The organism is Brachybacterium atlanticum (genome assembly GCF_025669985.1).
GTDB classification, from domain to species: domain Bacteria; phylum Actinomycetota; class Actinomycetes; order Actinomycetales; family Dermabacteraceae; genus Brachybacterium; species Brachybacterium conglomeratum.
Genome location: NZ_JAKJJW010000026.1, coordinates 20,926 through 37,090, shown reverse-complemented (window position 1 = coordinate 37,090; position 16,165 = coordinate 20,926). Strand labels below are relative to the sequence as shown.

The following is a 16,165-nucleotide window of genomic DNA, read 5'->3' as shown; positions in this document are numbered from 1 at the left end:
GGGCCGCGGTGCCGGGCCCGTGCCCGAGGAGCGGAGCCCGGCGTGAGCAGGCTCGCCCTCGGGGGAGCCGGACCGCGGCGCCCCGGGGCCCGGGCGCGACGTAGACTCGCGCCTGTGACCGACACCGACCAGCGCCCCGTCCTCGTCGTCGACTTCGGCGCCCAGTACGCACAGCTCATCGCTCGTCGCGTGCGCGAGGCCCGGGTCTACTCCGAGATCGTCCCGCACTCGATGGCCGTCGAGAAGATGCTCGCGAAGGATCCCCGCGCGATCATCCTCTCCGGTGGGCCGAGCTCCGTCTACGCCGAGGGCGCACCCCGCCTGGACCCGGCCCTGCTCGAGGCCGGCGTGCCGGTGCTCGGGCTCTGCTACGGCTTCCAGTCGATGGCCGCGGCGGCCGGCGGCACCGTCTCCCCGACGGGCGTGCGCGAGTACGGCGCGACCCGCCTCGAGGCCCTCGACGCCTCCTCCGAGCTGCTCTCCGGCCAGGACGTCGACCAGAACGTGTGGATGAGCCACGGCGACTCCGTCACCGCGGCGCCCGAGGGCTTCGAGGTCGTCGCGACCTCCTCCGCCAGCCCCGTCGCCGCCTTCGAGAACCGCGAGAAGCGGCTCTACGGCGTGCAGTGGCACCCCGAGGTGGGCCACTCCGACCGCGGCCAGGAGGTGCTGGAGAACTTCCTCCACCGCGGCGCGGGCATCGAGCCGTCCTGGACCACCGGCAACGTCATCGAGGAGCAGGTCGAGCGGATCCGCGCCCAGGTGGGCGAGGGCACCGCGATCTGCGGACTCTCCGGCGGCGTGGACTCCGCCGTCGCCGCGGCGCTCGTGCAGCGCGCCATCGGCGACCGCCTCACCTGCGTGTACGTGAACCACGGCCTGATGCGCCAGGACGAGTCCGAGCAGATCGAGAAGGCCTTCGGCGCCTCCACCGGCGGGGCGAAGCTCGTCATGGTCGACGCCGAGGAGCAGTTCCTCACCGCGCTCGCCGGCGTCACCGACCCCGAGACCAAGCGCAAGATCATCGGGCGCGAGTTCATCCGCACCTTCGAGAAGGCCCAGGCGGAGATCCTGCGCGAGCAGGGCGTCGTCGAGGGCGAGGGCGAAACGGCGAATGTCGGGAAGGCGTCCACCGCCTTTCTCGTCCAGGGCACGCTCTACCCCGACGTCGTCGAGTCCGGCGGCGGCGAGGGCGCGGCGAACATCAAGAGCCACCACAACGTCGGCGGCCTGCCCGAGGACCTCTCCTTCGAGCTGGTCGAGCCGCTGCGCACCCTGTTCAAGGACGAGGTGCGCGCCGTCGGCACCGAGCTGGGCCTGCCCGACGAGATCGTCTGGCGCCAGCCCTTCCCGGGCCCCGGCCTCGGCATCCGCATCATCGGCGAGGTCACCAAGGAGCGCCTGGACATCCTGCGCGCGGCCGACGCGATCGCCCGCGCCGAGCTGACCGCCGCGGGCCTGGACCGCACCATCTGGCAGTGCCCCGTCGTGCTCCTGGCCGACGTGCGCTCCGTGGGCGTCCAGGGCGACGGCCGCACCTACGGCCACCCCGTCGTGCTGCGCCCCGTCACCAGCGACGACGCGATGACCGCGGACTGGGCCAAGGTGCCCTACGAGGTGCTCTCCCGGATCTCGACCCGCATCACCAACGAGGTCTCCGAGATCAACCGCGTCACCCTCGACATCACCTCGAAGCCCCCGGGCACCATCGAGTGGGAGTGAGCGTCGCGGCCTGAGCCGCGACCTCCGCGAACGGGCCGGGGCCCGAGCCGCCGCACAGCGGGCTCGGGCCCCGGCCCGTTCGTCGTCGGGTCGAGGTCGCTCAGCGCACCCAGGCCCTGCGTACGGCATCGGCGGCTTCGTCGGCGGTGACCGCCGGCCGGCATTGGTGACCGAGCGCGGCCTCCCATTCCTCTGGCGTGGGGAGCCGTGCGAACGAGACCGCCTCCGGTGACGTCAGTGGACCGGAGCGTGAGAACAGGGTCGCTGCGTCCTGATCGATCATCCCGGCGGAGGCCAGAGCCCAGAGGTCATAGAGATCGCGCGGCGCGGCTCGGTCATGCCAGGCGGCAAGTTTGGCGGCGGCGCAGGATGCCGGTGTGAAAACGCGCATCGTGGCGGGCGGGGCATCGCTGTACCGCTGTTCGAGGTCGACGACCTCGGTCGGCCATGGGGGCAGATGCGATGCGCTGAGCAGCTGAATCTGGACCCGCACTGATCCGATCGTCATCGTCGACGGATCGGCGTCTCGCGTCTCCTCGAGGGGTGGCGCGAAGCGCGGGCGCCCGAGACTCCTCCGCAACAGGCGTGAGAGCGTCTTCCCCACAGCAGATGCGGTGGCGGCCCGAGGGCCGAGTGCGATCAGATCGATGTCCTCGGAGAGGCGCAGAGCGGGCAGATGAGTTCGTGACAGGGCCGTGCCGCCGAAGAAGACGAGGTCGTCGGTCCCGAGAGTCGACAGTGCGGCAAGTGCGTGGGAGATGACGTGGTCGCGGCGCACCTGGGCCTCGCCGACACCGAAGAGCTCGGCGATCTCGTGCATCTCGCCTGTATCGAGTACTCCTGGTGCTCGAGAGATCATCGTGATGCGCGCAGTTCGTCGAGTGTGCGACGGATCGCGGTATTCGTCCGGGGCGCCGTGCGGATGATCTGCGCGTACTCGTCGGGATCCAGCTGCGGGCGGAGAGTTTCGGCGGCGGTCAGCGAGGTGTCGCGGTCGCCGCCCTGGGCGGGGCGCATGAGCAGGTCGACGTGTGTCTGCTCCGGAGTCGTGACCAGTGCTCGACCCAGCTCGGTCTCCTCCAGGGCGGCGTCGACGAGGTCGAGGTCGCGCTGCACGAAGTGGACGGTTCCGGATCCGATCGTCAGAGGATGATGGCCTGCGGTCGGGACCGCGATGACCGTAGTGCCGATCGCCCGCGGGATGGCACCCCAGTGGCGGGCTGCGCCGATCCCCATGAGGATCGTGCGGCGCTCGCCGTGCCGCGCCGTCGCGATCGCCAATCCAGCGCTCTCCAGCCCGGGCTGCCAGCGCCGTGCATCTCGGCCATCGGGGGGGACGGTGTAGATGCCATGTGCCAGACGCAGCAGCGCACCGCCGGACACGAGGGAATCCAGCTGACGCCACGTGTTGGTCCCGGCGGTCTGCAGATCGCGGAACCGCATCGTGCGCAAGGGGGCGCTGGCGATCGTCCTCACGAGCTCCAGATCCTTCATCTCGCCCCTTTCACTGAGCGTGAGCATACGCCATTCGTATACCTGTGCTCGATGAATGCCAGGCTTCCCGTCAGACCTCCGTCGGCGGCTCGAGCAGGCGCGAGGGGTGCGAGGGGGCGACGGCGTGCCAGGAGTGGGTCCTCTCGAAGGTCTCCCAGCCCATCGCGGCGTAGATCCCGTCGGCGCCGGTGGGGGAGTCGTCGTCGACCTCGAGGTCCACGAACTCCCGTCCTCGCTCGGCGGCATCGCGGATCGCGGCGCGCAGCAGGGACTTCGCCACCCCGTGGCCGCGGGCGCTGCGGTGCACGCCGAGGTACTCGAGGTAGGTGCCCTCGCCGCGGGTGGCCGTGGCCTTCATCGGCGCGGCGACGAGGCCGCCGGCGGGCAGCCAGCGTCCGTCCCGCTCGATCTCGGCGATCCACCAGTGGTCCCAGTCCGCCTGCTCCGGGTTCTCGATGAGGCGCTGGGCGAACTCGGCGAAGGACTCGCGGTAGGAGTTGAAGTGGTCGGCGAAGGACTCCTCGAGCATCCGGTGCACGGTGCGGACGTCCTGGGCGACCGGCAGGCCCGTGTCGTGGAGGTTGACCCTTCGCACCCGCGTGCCCTCGCGCGGGGCGGGCGTCGACGTCGCCTCCTCCGCCTCGACATGGCGGCGCATGTGCAGCCAGGTGCGGACCTGTGCGTAGCCGGCCGCCGCGAGCAGGCGCTCCTTGTCGGTGTCGAGCTCGTTCGCATCGGTGGTGAGCTTGGAGGTCTCCACGCCGCGGGCGCGGGCGAACGACCCGCCGACCTCGACGGCCCAGTCCAGCAGGGAGGCGGCGAGCGCATCCCGCTCCGGGGCCTCCGACGCGATCGTGAACTGGACGTTGGTGCGGCCGGTGGCGCGGTCCTCGAGCGAGATCCAGGCCAGCGGCGGCAGGTCGAGGGAGGGGGCGCCGTCGGCGGCGACGGGGACCACGACCACCTGGCGTCGGGCCCACGACTTCAGCCCCACCATGCGCGAGCGCAGGCCGGCCTCGTCGGGTGTGGCCTCGGGGTCGTAGCGGCGCATCGAGGCGGTGATCAGCGCGGACACCGGGGCGACGTCCGCCGGGATCGGCAGGCGCGTGGTGACCCTCCCCTCGAGCGATGCGGGGAGGGCGGGCGGGAAGTGATCCACGAGCAGCATCCGCCCATCTTTTCACGACGGGCACGGGGCGCCTGGGCGTTCGTCCGGGCGCATCGGGCACCGGCGTGTCGCGGCCCCGCCCGTCGAGACGCCCTGCCCGAAGTGCCGAGAGCTCCGTTCCTCCCGGGTGGAGCGGGTGGAACGGAGCTCTCGGCGTCTCGGCGAGGTGCGTCGCCGGAGTGGGTCGACGGCCGACGGGCCGACGGGCCGGGTCAGCGGGCGGTGCCCACCGGATCGCGTCCGTCGCCGGCGGGGCGCTGTCCCGCGTCGGCGTCGGCGTCGGCCTCGGGGTCCACGACCGGGATCGGCCCGGTGCGGGGGTGGAGGTCCTCCGGCTCGGAGCCGGTGCCGCTGAGCTCCGCGGCCGCGTCGAGGCCGGGCTGTGCGACCTGCTCATCGGCGGTCTCGACGGTCTCGCGCAGCGGCACGTGCTTGATGAACAGCGAGAGCACCAGCGCGAGGACCGCGAAGGGCACCGCGGTGAGGAACACGTCGTGCATCGCATCGCTCAGCCCGCCGCGCACCGGGTCCACGAGGAACTCGGGCAGCTTCGCCAGGGCGGAGGGGTCCAGCACCGCGTTCTCGAGGGTGCTGGTGTCGACCTCACCGCCCGTGCTCTGCAGCGCGGCGAGCTGCTCGGGCGGCAGGGCCGCGATCTTCTCGGGGATCGCGGTGGACATCGAGGCGGTCATCACGGTGCCGAGCACGGCGGTGCCCACCGTCGAGCCGATGTTGCGGAAGAACTGGATCGCGGCGGTCGCGGTGCCGAGCTCGCGGCGGGAGACGGCGTTCTGCACGACCAGCGTGTAGACCTGCATCGACAGGCCGAGCCCCAGGCCGATCACGATCATCGCGAGGGTCAGGTGCCACTGCGTGTCGCCGTAGGAGAGGTTCGCCAGCAGCAGGTAGCCCGCGACCATCACCACGCCGCCCAGGATCAGGAACGGGCGGTAGCGGCCGGTGCGGGAGATGAGCAGGCCCACCAGGATCGAGGTGAGGATCATCGCGACCGACTGCGGGACGAGGATCATGCCGGAATTGGTGGCGGAGACGCCCATGACGCCCTGCGCGTAGACGGGGATGTAGATGATCGCGCCGAACATCGCCACCGCGATCGCGAAGGAGGCCGCGACCGACAGCGCCACGATCGGGCGCAGCAGCAGGTGCAGGGGCAGCAGCGGCTCCTCGACCCGGGTCTCGATCACCACGAAGGCGACGAGGAAGAGTGCGGCCACCGCGTACATCCCGATGATCACGGGGGAGGTCCACTCGTAGTCGCCGCCGCCCCACGTGGTGGCCAGCAGCGCGAGCACGAGGCCCGGGGTGAGGGTGAGGATGCCCCAGAAGTCGACCTTGCCGTGCTGCTGGGACTTCTCCAGGTGGAGGAAGCGCAGGATGAAGCCGAAGGCGACCACGCCCAGCGGCAGGGTGAGGAAGAACAGCCAGCGCCAGCCGACGTGGTCGGTGATGGTGCCGCCGATCAGCGGGCCGGCGACCGAGGTGACGCCGAAGACGGCGCCCATGATGCCCTGGTACTTGCCGCGCTGACGGGGCGGGATGATGTCGCCGATGATCGTCTGGCTCAGCGGCATCAGGGTGCCCATGCCCAGGCCCTGCACGGCGCGGGCGAAGACCAGGAACCAGAAGCCCTGGGCGAGGCCGGCGAGCACGGAGCCGATCATGAACACGGCGAGGCCGCCGAGGTAGAACCAGCGTCGGCCGTAGAGGTCGGAGAGCTTGCCGACGACGGGGACCGCGACGGCGGAGACGAGCATCGCGGCGGTCGCGATCCAGTTGTAGTGCTCGACGCCGCCGAGCTCGGCGACGATGCGCGGCATCGCGGGGCCGACGACGGTCTGGGAGAGGGAGGCGACGAACATGCCGAGCATGAGCCCGACGAAGACGAGCTTGCCCTGGCGGTCGAGGCCGGTGAAGGCGGCGGGCTCCGCAGCGGCCGGCTGCGCTGCCCGGGTGGTGGATGCAGTCATGAGGTCCTCGGGAGTGAGCGGTGGGGAGACGGCCGCAGCACCCCGTCGGGCTGTGACTCGCACACACTACAGAACTGTTGCATTGACTGCACTATTGCATCGAGTGCAGATTTTGTGATGTGTCGGACCTAGGATGGGGGCGTGACTTCCGCGCAGACGACCGATGACCATGACCCCGCGGGCTCGGAGGAGCTCGGCCTGCGGGAGCAGAAGAAGCGCCAGACCCGCATGGCGATGCACCGCGCCGCCCTCGAGCTGGTGGTCGAGCGCGGGCTCTCGGCCGTGACGGCGCAGATGATCGCCGAGCGTGCCGGGGTCTCCACCCGCACCTTCTTCAACCACTGGGTGACCAAGGAGTCCGCGATCCTCGGGATCAACGGCGGGGAGGGTGCACAGGCGATCGCCTCGTTGCGGGAGAAGCTCCTGGTCATGCCGGCGCGTGAGGCGATGCGCTCGATGATGCGCGAAGCGATTGCGAACGTCCCCGTCGACCGTGGTCTGCGCGAGCTGAAGAAGCAGGTCATGGAGCAGGAGCCGAGCCTGCACCTGGTCTCCAGCGGAAACCTCCAGGCGATGCAGACCGAGCTGGTCGAGGAGCTCGCCGAGGCGCTCGAGGGCGAGTTCGCTCGCGATCATGCGGTGATCCTGGTGCAGGTGAGCTTCGCCCTGACCCGCAGCGCGTTCGCGATCTCCATGCGGCGCGGCATCGACCCGGTCCGCGCCTTCGACCAGGTGCTCACTCTCTACGACGGGTCGGGCACCGAGATCTGAGCCGGAGGCCGCGCGAGCCTGGGCTGTGGTGGGCAGGCTCAGCGGAGCATGCGGCCGAGTCCGCCGGTCCAGCCGCGCCCGTCCTCGAGGCGCTCGGCGACCCCGCGCTCGAGGCGCGAGGTGCGGGGGAGCGAGGCGACGTCGACCGGGGGCCGACGGCCGAACACGAAGAAGAGCGCTCCGTCGTCCATCCGGGAGCGCTCGAGCATCTCCCAGCGCGCGGCGAAGCGGGCGAGGTTCGAGCCCTCTCCCGTGATCTCGGCGAGCTGGTCGCTCAGCAGCCACGAGTCGCAGAGGAACTCACGGCCGAACGCGGGCTCCTCCGTGCCGCGCCCCGCGCCGAGCTCGGGGTAGTGCTCCGTGAAGTACGCGGTCGCGGCGTCGAAGGAGGCGTCGACCTCCGCGGGATCCAGCGGACCGCGCGCCGGGATGTGGGTGCCGAGCACCCAGCGGCGGGGGTCGTCGGCCAAGGGAGCCGACCCGTCGGCCGCGGGAGCCGATCCGTCGGCCGACGGCGTCGAGCCGGAGCCCGCGAGCAGGGCGACCCTCTGGCGGTGCAGGTCGAACTGGAGGCGCCCGAGATGCACGAGCCGGCCCGCCCAGTTCATGCTCACCCAGTTCAGCTGGTGGAGGCCCAGGCGCCCCGTGCCGGCGCGGTGGACCCGCATCTGCTGGCCGAGATCGGCGAGCACCTCCCAGGACTGCTCGGGGGTGAGGTCGCGGGCGTTGTGCCAGGCGCGCACCGTCGAGGTCGAGACGAGCAGCGCGAGGATCGCGACCAGACCCTCCCCGGGAGCGAGACGCCGCTGGAGCGCGTCGTGGCGGTCCTTCTCGGCGGCGAGGTCGACCTCGGGCACCTCGAGTCCGGCGGCGGCGCGCAGACGGTTCGCGATCGCGGTCACCTCGGCGAGCACCTCCTCGTCGGCCGCGGCGGCGTCGAGCAGGGGGAGCAGGTCCGAGGCGTCCTGGTCGGTGATCCCGAGGTTCTCGAGCAGGGCGGTGCGGGAGGGGGCGGTGAGCATGACGCGCACGTCCGCCGCGGCGAGCTCGTCCTCGGCGCGGATCCCGGCCGGCGGGGGTGGCTTCATGAGATCACGGTAACGGGTGAGCCGACTCCTCCCGCTACGATCGGTGCGTCCCGACCACGAGCGTGCCGGTGCGCCGGCGAGGAGGCCACGATGACCAGCCCGCAGCAGGATCCCGCCACGCCCGAGACGCAGGACGCCGCCGCGCCCGAGACGCAGGACGCCCCGGCCGCACCGCCGGCGAGCTCGGCGGAGGCCGAGGCGATCCGCACCGCCTACGGCTTCGAGGGCGCGCGCATCCACCTCGGCGCGATGCTCGACGGGGACGAGCCCGACCCGAGCGTGCCGGTGAACCTCGCGGTCTCGATGCTGAACCGCCACGGCCTGATCGCGGGCGCGACCGGCACCGGCAAGACCCGCACCCTCCAGGTCATCGCCGAGCAGGCCGCCCACGCAGGAGCCGCCGTGTTCGTCGCCGACATGAAGGGCGACCTCTCCGGCATCGCCGTGCCCGGCACCGCCTCCGACAAGCTCACCGCGCGCGCCGCGGCCCGCGGCCAGGAGTGGGTCTCCCGCGCGGCGCCCACGGAGTTCTTCACCCTCGGCGGGCAGGGCGAGGGCGTCCCGATCCGCACCACCGTCTGCGACTTCGGGCCGGTGCTGATGGCGAAGGTGCTCGAGCTGAACCACACCCAGGAGTCCTCGCTCGGGCTGATCTTCCACTACGCGGACACCCAGGGCCTCGCGCTGCTGGACCTCAAGGACCTGCGCGCCCTGATCCAGTTCCTCACCTCCGACGAGGGCAAGGACGAACTCAAGGGCATCGGCGGGATCTCGAGCGCGACCGCCGGCGTGATCCTGCGCAGCCTCACCGCCTTCGAGGCCTCCGGCGCGGACGTCTTCTTCGGCGAGCCCGCCTTCGACACCCAGCAGCTGCTGCGCACGAAGGACGGCGCGGGCATGATCTCCTGCCTCGAGCTGCCCGGGGTCGCCTCCCGACCGGCGCTGTTCTCCACCTTCATGATGTGGATGCTGGCCGAGCTGTACCAGGAGCTGCCCGAGGTGGGCGATGCCGAGGTGCCCAAGCTCGTGTTCTTCTTCGACGAGGCGCACCTGCTGTTCAAGGACGCCTCCAAGGCGTTCCTGGACCAGGTGGTCCAGACCGTGCGCCTGATCCGCTCCAAGGGCGTGGGCATCTTCTTCGTCACCCAGACCCCGAAGGACCTCCCCGGCGACGTCCTCGCCCAGCTCGGCAACCGGGTCCAGCACGCGCTGCGCGCCTTCACCCCGGACGACGCGAAGGCGCTCAAGGCCACCGCGAAGACCTTCCCCACCTCCGAGCACGACCTCGAGGAGGTCATCCCCGCCCTCGGCACCGGTGAGGCGATCGTGACCGTGATGAGCGAGGACGGCGCCCCGACGCCGGTCGCGATCACCGCGGTGCGCGCCCCGGAGAGCTCGATGGAGCCCGCCGGCGAGCAGGTCATCAAGGAGTTTGCCGCGGCCTCTCCGCTGATGGACGAGTACGGCGAGGCGGTGGACAACGAGTCCGCCTACGAGATCCTCCAGAAGCGCGCCGCGGCCGACGCCGAGGCCGCGGCCGCCGCGGAGAAGGAGGCCGCGGGGAAGGGTGCCGCAAAGGGCGCGGGCTCCGAGGCGAAGCCCGCCGCGAAGAAGCCCGCGAAGAAGGACGAGGGGTTCATGGGCAACCCCGCCGTGAAGTCCTTCCTCCGCTCGGCCGGCACAGTGCTCGGCCGCGAGATCAGCCGCTCCCTGTTCGGGACCCGCAAGCGTCGCTGAGGCCGAGGACGAGAACGGCGCCCCCGCCGCGAGGTGGGGGCGCCGTTCTCATCGGGCGAGGTCAGATCACTTCTTGCCCTGGTTGGCGACGGCCTCGGCAGCGGCCTTCGCGGCGACCGGGTCGAGGTAGCGGCCGCCCTTCTCGACGGGCTGGAAGTCCTCGTCGAGCTCGTAGACCAGCGGCTGGCCGGTGGGGATGTTCAGGCCGGAGATCTCCTCGTCGGAGATGCCGTCGAGGTACTTCACCAGCGCGCGCAGCGAGTTGCCGTGGGCGGCGATCAGCACCGTCTTCCCCTCGACGAGATCGGGCTTGATGCCCTCCTCCCAGTAGGGGAGGAAGCGCTCGACGACGTACTTGAGGCACTCGGACTTCGGCAGCTGATCGCCGAGGTCGGCGTACTGCGGGTCCTGGTCCTGGGAGAACTCGGTGCCGAACTCGATCTCGGGCGGCGGGGTGTCGTAGGAGCGGCGCCAGGCCATGAACTTCTCCTCGCCGTACTTCTCGCGGATCTCCGACTTGTTCATGCCCTGCAGCGCGCCGTAGTGGCGCTCGTTCAGGCGCCAGTCGCGCTTGACGGGGATCCAGTGGCGGTCGGCCGCATCCAGGGAGAGGTTCGCGGTCATGATGGCGCGACGCTGCAGCGAGGTGTGCACGACATCGGGGAGGATGCCGGCCTCCTTCATCAGCTCGCCGCCGTCGACGGCCTCCTGGCGGCCCTTGTCGGTCAGGGCCACGTCGACCCAGCCGGTGAACAGGTTCTTCGCGTTCCAGTCGCTCTCGCCGTGGCGGAGCAGCACGAGTGTGTAGGTCATGGGCCCAGCCTACGCGGGCCGAGGCCGGCCGTGCATTCGGCGGCCATCGGTGGCCACGGGCGGGTTCGAGCCCCGACGCGGCCGACGGGCGCTCGGCGGCGCGCGTGCCGGCCGGGTCGCGGGTCCCGGTCGGGCCGCGGCTCGCGTCGGACCGGTGCCCGCGCCTCGGGCCCCCCGGGGACCATGACCGGCCGCCTGGATATGGTCGGACCATGACCGCTGTGACCTCCCGTGATCTCACCTCCGTGCCCGTCGTGCTGCTGGACCTGGACGGCACCGTCGTCGAGTCGGCGCCCGGCATCCTCGCCGCCCTCGAGCACGCCTTCGACGCCTGCGGCGAGGAGCATCCCGGTGCGGAGCGCCTGCAGTCCTTCATCGGGCCGCCGCTCGTGGACTCCTTCCGCTCCGAGCTGGGGATGGACGCCGAGCGGGCCGAGGCGCTGCGCCTGGCCTACACCGACCACTACCTCGCCGAGGGATTCACGTTCAGCGTCCCCTACGCCGGGATGGCAGACCTCATCTCCGGGCTGCGGGCCGACGGCCGCACCGTCGCGATCGCGACCAACAAGCCCGAGACCACCGCGCGCAGGGTGCTGGAGCACCAGGGCCTCACCGCGGACCTCGATCTGATCGGCGGCACCGATCTCGCCGCGGGCCGCACCCACAAGGCGCAGGTGATCGCCAGCGTCATCGAGCGGCTCAGCGTCTCCGCGGCCGGCGGGGCCGTGATGGTGGGGGACCGACTGCACGACGCGGAAGGTGCCGCCGTGCACGGCCTCGACGCGGTGCTGGTGGGCTGGGGCTACGGCGGGGACGCCGAGCGCGCCGCCGACCTGCCCTACGCCGCGACGGTCCCCGAGCTCCACCGGATGCTGCGCGGCTGATCCTCCAGCCGAGGCTGCGGGTGCTCAGGCCTCGAGCAGGATCGTCACCGGCCCGTCGTTCGTCAGCCCCACCCGCATGTGGGCGCCGAAGCGGCCCGTCGCGACCGTGATCCCGCGCTCACGCAGCGCGTCGACCACCTGCTGCACGAGCGGCTCGGCGACCGGGGCCGGGGCGGCGCCGTTCCAGGACGGACGGCGCCCCTTGCGCACGTCGGCGTAGAGGGTGAACTGCGAGATCACGAGCACCTGCGCGCCCGTGTCCTGGACCGAGCGCTCGCCGTCCAGGATCCGCAGCTCGGCGATCTTCCGCGCGATCGTGGCGACCTGCTCGGGGCCGTCCTCATGGGTGACGCCGACGAGCGCGACGAGGCCCTCGCCGGTGATCTCTCCGACCACCTCGCCCTCGACCTCGACCCGGGCACCGTCGACTCTCTGGAGCACTGCACGCATGCCCTCGATCGTGGCACAGGTGCGGGCTCCGCCGGCGCGGGGTCAGCGGGGAGGGATCGAGGAGATCCTCCGCTCCTGGGTGGGGGAGTCGTCCTCGGGGTGCTGGTCGACCGGCTCGGACGGGCGGTCCGTCGGGGGAGCGGACTGCTGCGGCGCCGCCTGAGGGGGAACCGGCTGCGTCGGTGCCGACTGCTGGACCGGTGCGGCGAACTGCTGCGGCGGCGCGGAGCGGTCAGGGGCGCCGTGCTGCTGCGGCGGGGCGACGTACTGCGGCGCGGCCGACTGCTGCGGGGGCGCCGACTGCTGAGCCGGTGCCGACTGCTGCGGGGGTGCCGATTGCTGAGCTGGTGCCGAGTGGTGCGCCGGCGCCGAGTGCTGCGGGGCCGAGTGCTGCGGGGCCGAAACGTGCTGGGCCGACGGGTGCTGGGCCGACTGGTGGGGCGCCGACTGCGAGGGCGCCGAGCGCTGCGGCGGAGCGGACTGGTGCACCGCCGAGGAGCCCGACGGGGGAGCGATCCCGGGACCGCTCGGCACGTGCATGCCCTGGGCAGGGACCTGCCGCATGCCCGTCGGCCCCTGCGTCGGAGGGGACTGCGCGGCGCGCTGCGCCCCCGCGGCCGGACCAGCCTGCTGGGCGGCCGGTTGACCGGGCGCGGGCGTCGCGGGCTGCGCCGCGGCGGCCCGGTCGATCCGCTGCCGCTCCGCGTGCCGTGCCGCGGCGACCCACTCCTCGGCCACGCGCACGATCGCCTCGGTCGCGGCCTCCCAGGCCGCCTCCTGCTGACGGTGCGGCCCGGTCGCGAGCGAGAGCACGACCCCTGCGGAGCGCAGCGCGAGCTCCACCGGATCGACCCGTTCCTGGAAGGTCTCGTGCCAGGTGCGGATCGCGTCCTCGACCCGCTGCTGCATGCCGCGGTCGATGCGCCCGGCGTTGCCGTAGTCGGCCAGGACGCTGAGATGAGCGAGCAGACAGGCGAGGTCGTCGGCGCGTCGGCCCGGGCCGACGGTGTCGATGTCGAGCAGGCCCACGACCCTGCCGTCCTGGACGAACACCTGCGCCTCGTAGAAGTCGCCGTGGACGACGTCGTGCGGGCGCATGTCGATCCGCTGCTCGATCGCGGCCAGGCCCTCGCGGATCTCCCGCACCAGCGCGTCCAGACGCGGCCCGAGCGCGGGCACCGCGGAGGCGACGATCCCCGCGTAGAACTCGACCGAGTCGGTCCACGGCGGCCGCAGCGACAGGCCGTACATCGAGGCTGGCAGGCGGTCCAGCAGCGCGACCAGGTCCTCGGCGCGGCAGGAGTCCACGCCCTCGTCGATCACCGCGCGGGCGAGCGGCCGGCCCGGCAGCTCCGCGAGCACGACGAGACCCTGATGGTGCGCGATGACCTCGGGCACCGGCACCCCGGCGGAGAGCAGGCGCTGATGGCGCTCCACGATCTCGCCGCTGCGGTGCGGCTGCATGACCTTGAGGTACACGGCCGCGGCGCCCTGGGAGGCGCGCAGCACGGCGCGCCGGCCGGGACGGTAGGAGACGACATCGATCGCGATCGGCTCGGACGGGTCCGGACCGAGGGAGACGCCCAGGTCGTGCAGGGTGCGGCCGACGATGTCGGGATAGCAGACCTGCGGGAGCATCGGCAGCCACGGATCGTGGGGGTAGCGCCACACCCGCACGTTGATGTCCCCGTCGGTCATCACCAGGGTCTGCTCGGCGACGTAGAGGTTCTTCTCGCGCTCCCCGATGTGGGCGCTCGCGCCGAACAGCTCCTCCCGGGCCGGGGCCTGGGGGCCGTCGAGCTCGGGCCAGGAGACCTGGGTGCGGTACAGGGCCTTGGTGCTGCGGCCAGGGCGGTGGTCGACGTGGTCGAGCTGCCAGCTGTGCAGCACCCCGCCCGAGTTGCCGACGGCCGAGCGGAGCAGCCCACCGGCTCCGGGCCCGGTGAGAAGCTCGGAGCCGTCCTGCGTGTGTGACATGGGCGATTCACTCTGTTCTGTGGTCATCGGGCGGCTGCGCCTACGATGCTTGCATGGCTGATCGTACCGATAACCTCACCAGCGGGAATCTCCTGGGCATTCCGGAGACCCGCCTCCCCGACGACTTCGTCGACGTCCAGGTCGCCGAGGAGCTCGTCGAGGGCGAGCCGCGCGAGGTCGTCGCCCGGCATCTGGACTCCCCTCTGGCCTGGGCCACCCTCGCCGAGGACGCGCTGAGCGACGGTGACGAGATCACCGCCTACGCCTGCGCCCGCACCGGCTACCACCGGGGCCTCGACGCGCTGCGCCGCAACGGCTGGCGCGGTCAGGGCCCGATCCCCGCCTCCCACGCGCCGAACCGCGGCGTGCTGCGTGCGCTGGCGCTGCTGGGAGAGGTCTCCCGCCGTCTCGGCGACCAGCCCGAAGCCGACCGCATCACCGACTTCCTGCGCGAGGCGGACCCGAGCCTGCTGGACTGAGCCGGCTCCCGGCCCGGGCCTGCGCGAGCCCGGCCGGACCGGCGGGACCTGCGCTGGCCTGGCAGGATCGGAGCCGGCCCGGACAGTGCGGGCGGTGCGTGTGCGACCAGCGGCGCCCAGTGCACAGCGGTCGCCGCATGCGGGGTCGGATGCCGGCTGAGCGCCACTGGATGCAGCGCCCGCCGTCACCCCTCGGACGTGCTCCCGGACGGCGCTTGGTAGGATCCACGCGGCCCTGTGCACCGCACGCGGTCACCTGTGCAGAAGTTCCGACATCGTTCCCAGGAGTCGCCATGCCCGCCGTCGTGATCGTCGGAGCCCAGTGGGGCGACGAGGGGAAGGGCAAGGCCACCGACCTGCTCGGAGAGCGCGTCGACTACGTCGTCAAGCCCAACGGGGGCAACAACGCCGGCCACACCGTGGTCGTCGACGGCGAGAAGTTCGAGCTCAAGCTCCTTCCCGCCGGAATTCTCTCCCCGCAGGTCACCCCCGTGATCGGCAACGGCGTCGTAGTGAACCTCGAGGCGCTGTTCGAGGAGATCGGGATGCTCGAGTCGCGCGGCGTGGACACCACCCGTCTGCGCATCAGCGCCAACGCCCACATCGTCGCGCCCTATCACCAGACCCTCGACAAGGTCACCGAGCGCTTCCTCGGCAAGCGCGCGATCGGCACCACCGGGCGCGGCATCGGCCCCGCCTACATCGACAAGGTGGGCCGTCTCGGCATCCGTGTGCAGGATCTCTACGACGCCTCGATCCTGCGCCAGAAGGCCGAGGGCGCGCTGCGTCAGAAGAACGAGCTGCTGGTCAAGCTCTACAACCGTCGCGCCGTCGAGGTCGACGAGATCGTCGAGGGCCTGCTCTCCTACGCGGAGCGCCTGCGCCCCATGGTCGTGGACACCACGCTGCTGCTGGGCGATGCGCTGGACCGCGGTGAGGTCGTGCTGATGGAGGGCGGCCAGGCCACCTTCCTCGACGTCGACCACGGCACCTACCCCTTCGTCACCAGCTCCAACCCCACCGCGGGCGGCGCCGTGACGGGCACCGGCGTCGGCCCCACCCGCATCGACCGGGTGATCGGGATCGTCAAGGCGTACACCACCCGCGTGGGCGCCGGACCGTTCCCCACCGAGCTCGAGGACAAGTGGGGCGAGTACCTCCAGAAGACCGGCGGCGAGGTGGGCGTGAACACCGGCCGTCCCCGCCGCTGCGGCTGGTACGACGCGCTGATGATCCGCCACGCGGTGCGCATCAACGGCTTCACCGACATCGTGCTGACCAAGCTCGACGTCCTCACCGGCATCGACGAGGTCCCGATCTGCACCGGCTACGACGTGGACGGCGTGATCCACCGCGAGATGCCGATGACCCAGACCGAGTTCCACCACGCCGTGCCGGTCTACGAGACCCTGCCCGGCTGGACCGAGGACCTCTCCGAGGCGCGCACCTTCGAGGAGCTGCCCGAGAACGCGCAGGCCTACGTGCGCCGCCTCGAGGAGCTCGCCGGCTGCCGCATCAGCGCCATCGGCGTGGGCCCGGACCGCGCCGACACCATCGCCGTCCATGACCTCCTGCCGGAGACGACGGCCTGACG

At 71.9% G+C, this 16,165-nt stretch carries 14 protein-coding genes; 6 read left to right on the top strand and 8 right to left on the bottom strand.

Features of this window, described 5'->3' with window-relative positions; genetic code table 11:
- The first annotated feature begins 114 nt into the window (after window positions 1–114).
- On the top strand, window positions 115–1,722 hold the full coding sequence (gene guaA, locus L3K22_RS12420) for a glutamine-hydrolyzing GMP synthase (RefSeq protein WP_259882879.1): 1,608 nt from the start codon (window positions 115–117) through the stop codon (window positions 1,720–1,722).
- Window positions 1,723–1,822: 100 nt separating this feature from the next.
- On the opposite strand, the gene L3K22_RS12415 is transcribed toward guaA, so the two are convergent.
- The 4 genes from L3K22_RS12415 to L3K22_RS12400 form a co-directional block, all read right to left on the bottom strand.
- Window positions 1,823–2,542, bottom strand: a complete 720-nt coding sequence (locus tag L3K22_RS12415; RefSeq protein WP_259882775.1) for a nucleotidyl transferase AbiEii/AbiGii toxin family protein — start codon at window positions 2,540–2,542, stop codon at window positions 1,823–1,825.
- Window positions 2,543–2,577: 35 nt separating this feature from the next.
- Window positions 2,578–3,243 carry a type IV toxin-antitoxin system AbiEi family antitoxin domain-containing protein gene (locus L3K22_RS12410; RefSeq protein WP_126984675.1) on the bottom strand — a complete coding sequence of 222 codons (666 nt, stop codon included), beginning with the start codon at window positions 3,241–3,243 and terminating at the stop codon, window positions 2,578–2,580.
- A 43-nt stretch (window positions 3,244–3,286) separates the two neighbouring features.
- Entirely contained in the window at window positions 3,287–4,384 is a 1,098-nt protein-coding gene (locus tag L3K22_RS12405) for a GNAT family N-acetyltransferase (protein ID WP_263311641.1), read from the bottom strand.
- 212 nt (window positions 4,385–4,596) lie between these two features.
- On the bottom strand, window positions 4,597–6,372 hold the full coding sequence (locus L3K22_RS12400) for an MDR family MFS transporter (protein ID WP_263311640.1): 1,776 nt from the start codon (window positions 6,370–6,372) through the stop codon (window positions 4,597–4,599).
- 141 nt (window positions 6,373–6,513) lie between these two features.
- On the opposite strand from L3K22_RS12400, the gene L3K22_RS12395 reads away from it, so the two are divergent.
- Entirely contained in the window at window positions 6,514–7,143 is a 630-nt protein-coding gene (locus L3K22_RS12395) for a TetR/AcrR family transcriptional regulator (RefSeq protein WP_263311639.1), read from the top strand.
- A 38-nt stretch (window positions 7,144–7,181) separates the two neighbouring features.
- Here the strand turns inward: L3K22_RS12395 and L3K22_RS12390 are convergent, their stop codons facing one another.
- Window positions 7,182–8,231 (bottom strand): acyltransferase domain-containing protein, encoded by a 1,050-nt coding sequence (locus tag L3K22_RS12390; protein WP_263311638.1) that lies wholly within the window; start codon window positions 8,229–8,231, stop codon window positions 7,182–7,184.
- A 90-nt stretch (window positions 8,232–8,321) separates the two neighbouring features.
- On the opposite strand from L3K22_RS12390, the gene L3K22_RS12385 reads away from it, so the two are divergent.
- Window positions 8,322–9,968 (top strand): helicase HerA-like domain-containing protein, encoded by a 1,647-nt coding sequence (locus L3K22_RS12385; RefSeq protein ID WP_263311637.1) that lies wholly within the window; start codon window positions 8,322–8,324, stop codon window positions 9,966–9,968.
- 66 nt (window positions 9,969–10,034) lie between these two features.
- On the opposite strand, the gene L3K22_RS12380 is transcribed toward L3K22_RS12385, so the two are convergent.
- Window positions 10,035–10,781, bottom strand: coding sequence for a phosphoglyceromutase (locus tag L3K22_RS12380; protein ID WP_263311636.1), 747 nt, complete (start codon window positions 10,779–10,781; stop codon window positions 10,035–10,037).
- Window positions 10,782–10,993: 212 nt separating this feature from the next.
- Here L3K22_RS12380 and L3K22_RS12375 point away from each other — a divergent pair, with 212 nt between their 5' ends.
- Complete coding sequence (locus L3K22_RS12375) at window positions 10,994–11,665, top strand: HAD hydrolase-like protein (protein WP_263311635.1); 672 nt, start codon at window positions 10,994–10,996, stop codon at window positions 11,663–11,665.
- A gap of 24 nt (window positions 11,666–11,689) precedes the next feature.
- Here L3K22_RS12375 and dtd read toward each other — a convergent pair whose 3' ends face one another.
- Both dtd and L3K22_RS12365 read right to left on the bottom strand, forming a co-directional pair.
- Window positions 11,690–12,115: a D-aminoacyl-tRNA deacylase gene (gene dtd / locus L3K22_RS12370; RefSeq protein WP_010551220.1), complete on the bottom strand. Its 426-nt coding sequence runs from the start codon at window positions 12,113–12,115 to the stop codon at window positions 11,690–11,692.
- Between the two features lie 42 nt (window positions 12,116–12,157).
- On the bottom strand, window positions 12,158–14,092 hold the full coding sequence (locus tag L3K22_RS12365) for a phosphotransferase family protein (RefSeq protein WP_263311634.1): 1,935 nt from the start codon (window positions 14,090–14,092) through the stop codon (window positions 12,158–12,160).
- A gap of 53 nt (window positions 14,093–14,145) precedes the next feature.
- On the opposite strand from L3K22_RS12365, the gene L3K22_RS12360 reads away from it, so the two are divergent.
- Window positions 14,146–14,571 carry a DUF3151 domain-containing protein gene (locus tag L3K22_RS12360; protein WP_010551222.1) on the top strand — a complete coding sequence of 142 codons (426 nt, stop codon included), beginning with the start codon at window positions 14,146–14,148 and terminating at the stop codon, window positions 14,569–14,571.
- A 293-nt stretch (window positions 14,572–14,864) separates the two neighbouring features.
- The gene (locus L3K22_RS12355; RefSeq protein ID WP_263311633.1) at window positions 14,865–16,163 is read left to right on the top strand and encodes an adenylosuccinate synthase; all 1,299 of its coding nucleotides are present in this window, start codon (window positions 14,865–14,867) and stop codon (window positions 16,161–16,163) included.
- Window positions 16,164–16,165: the final 2 nt, after the last annotated feature.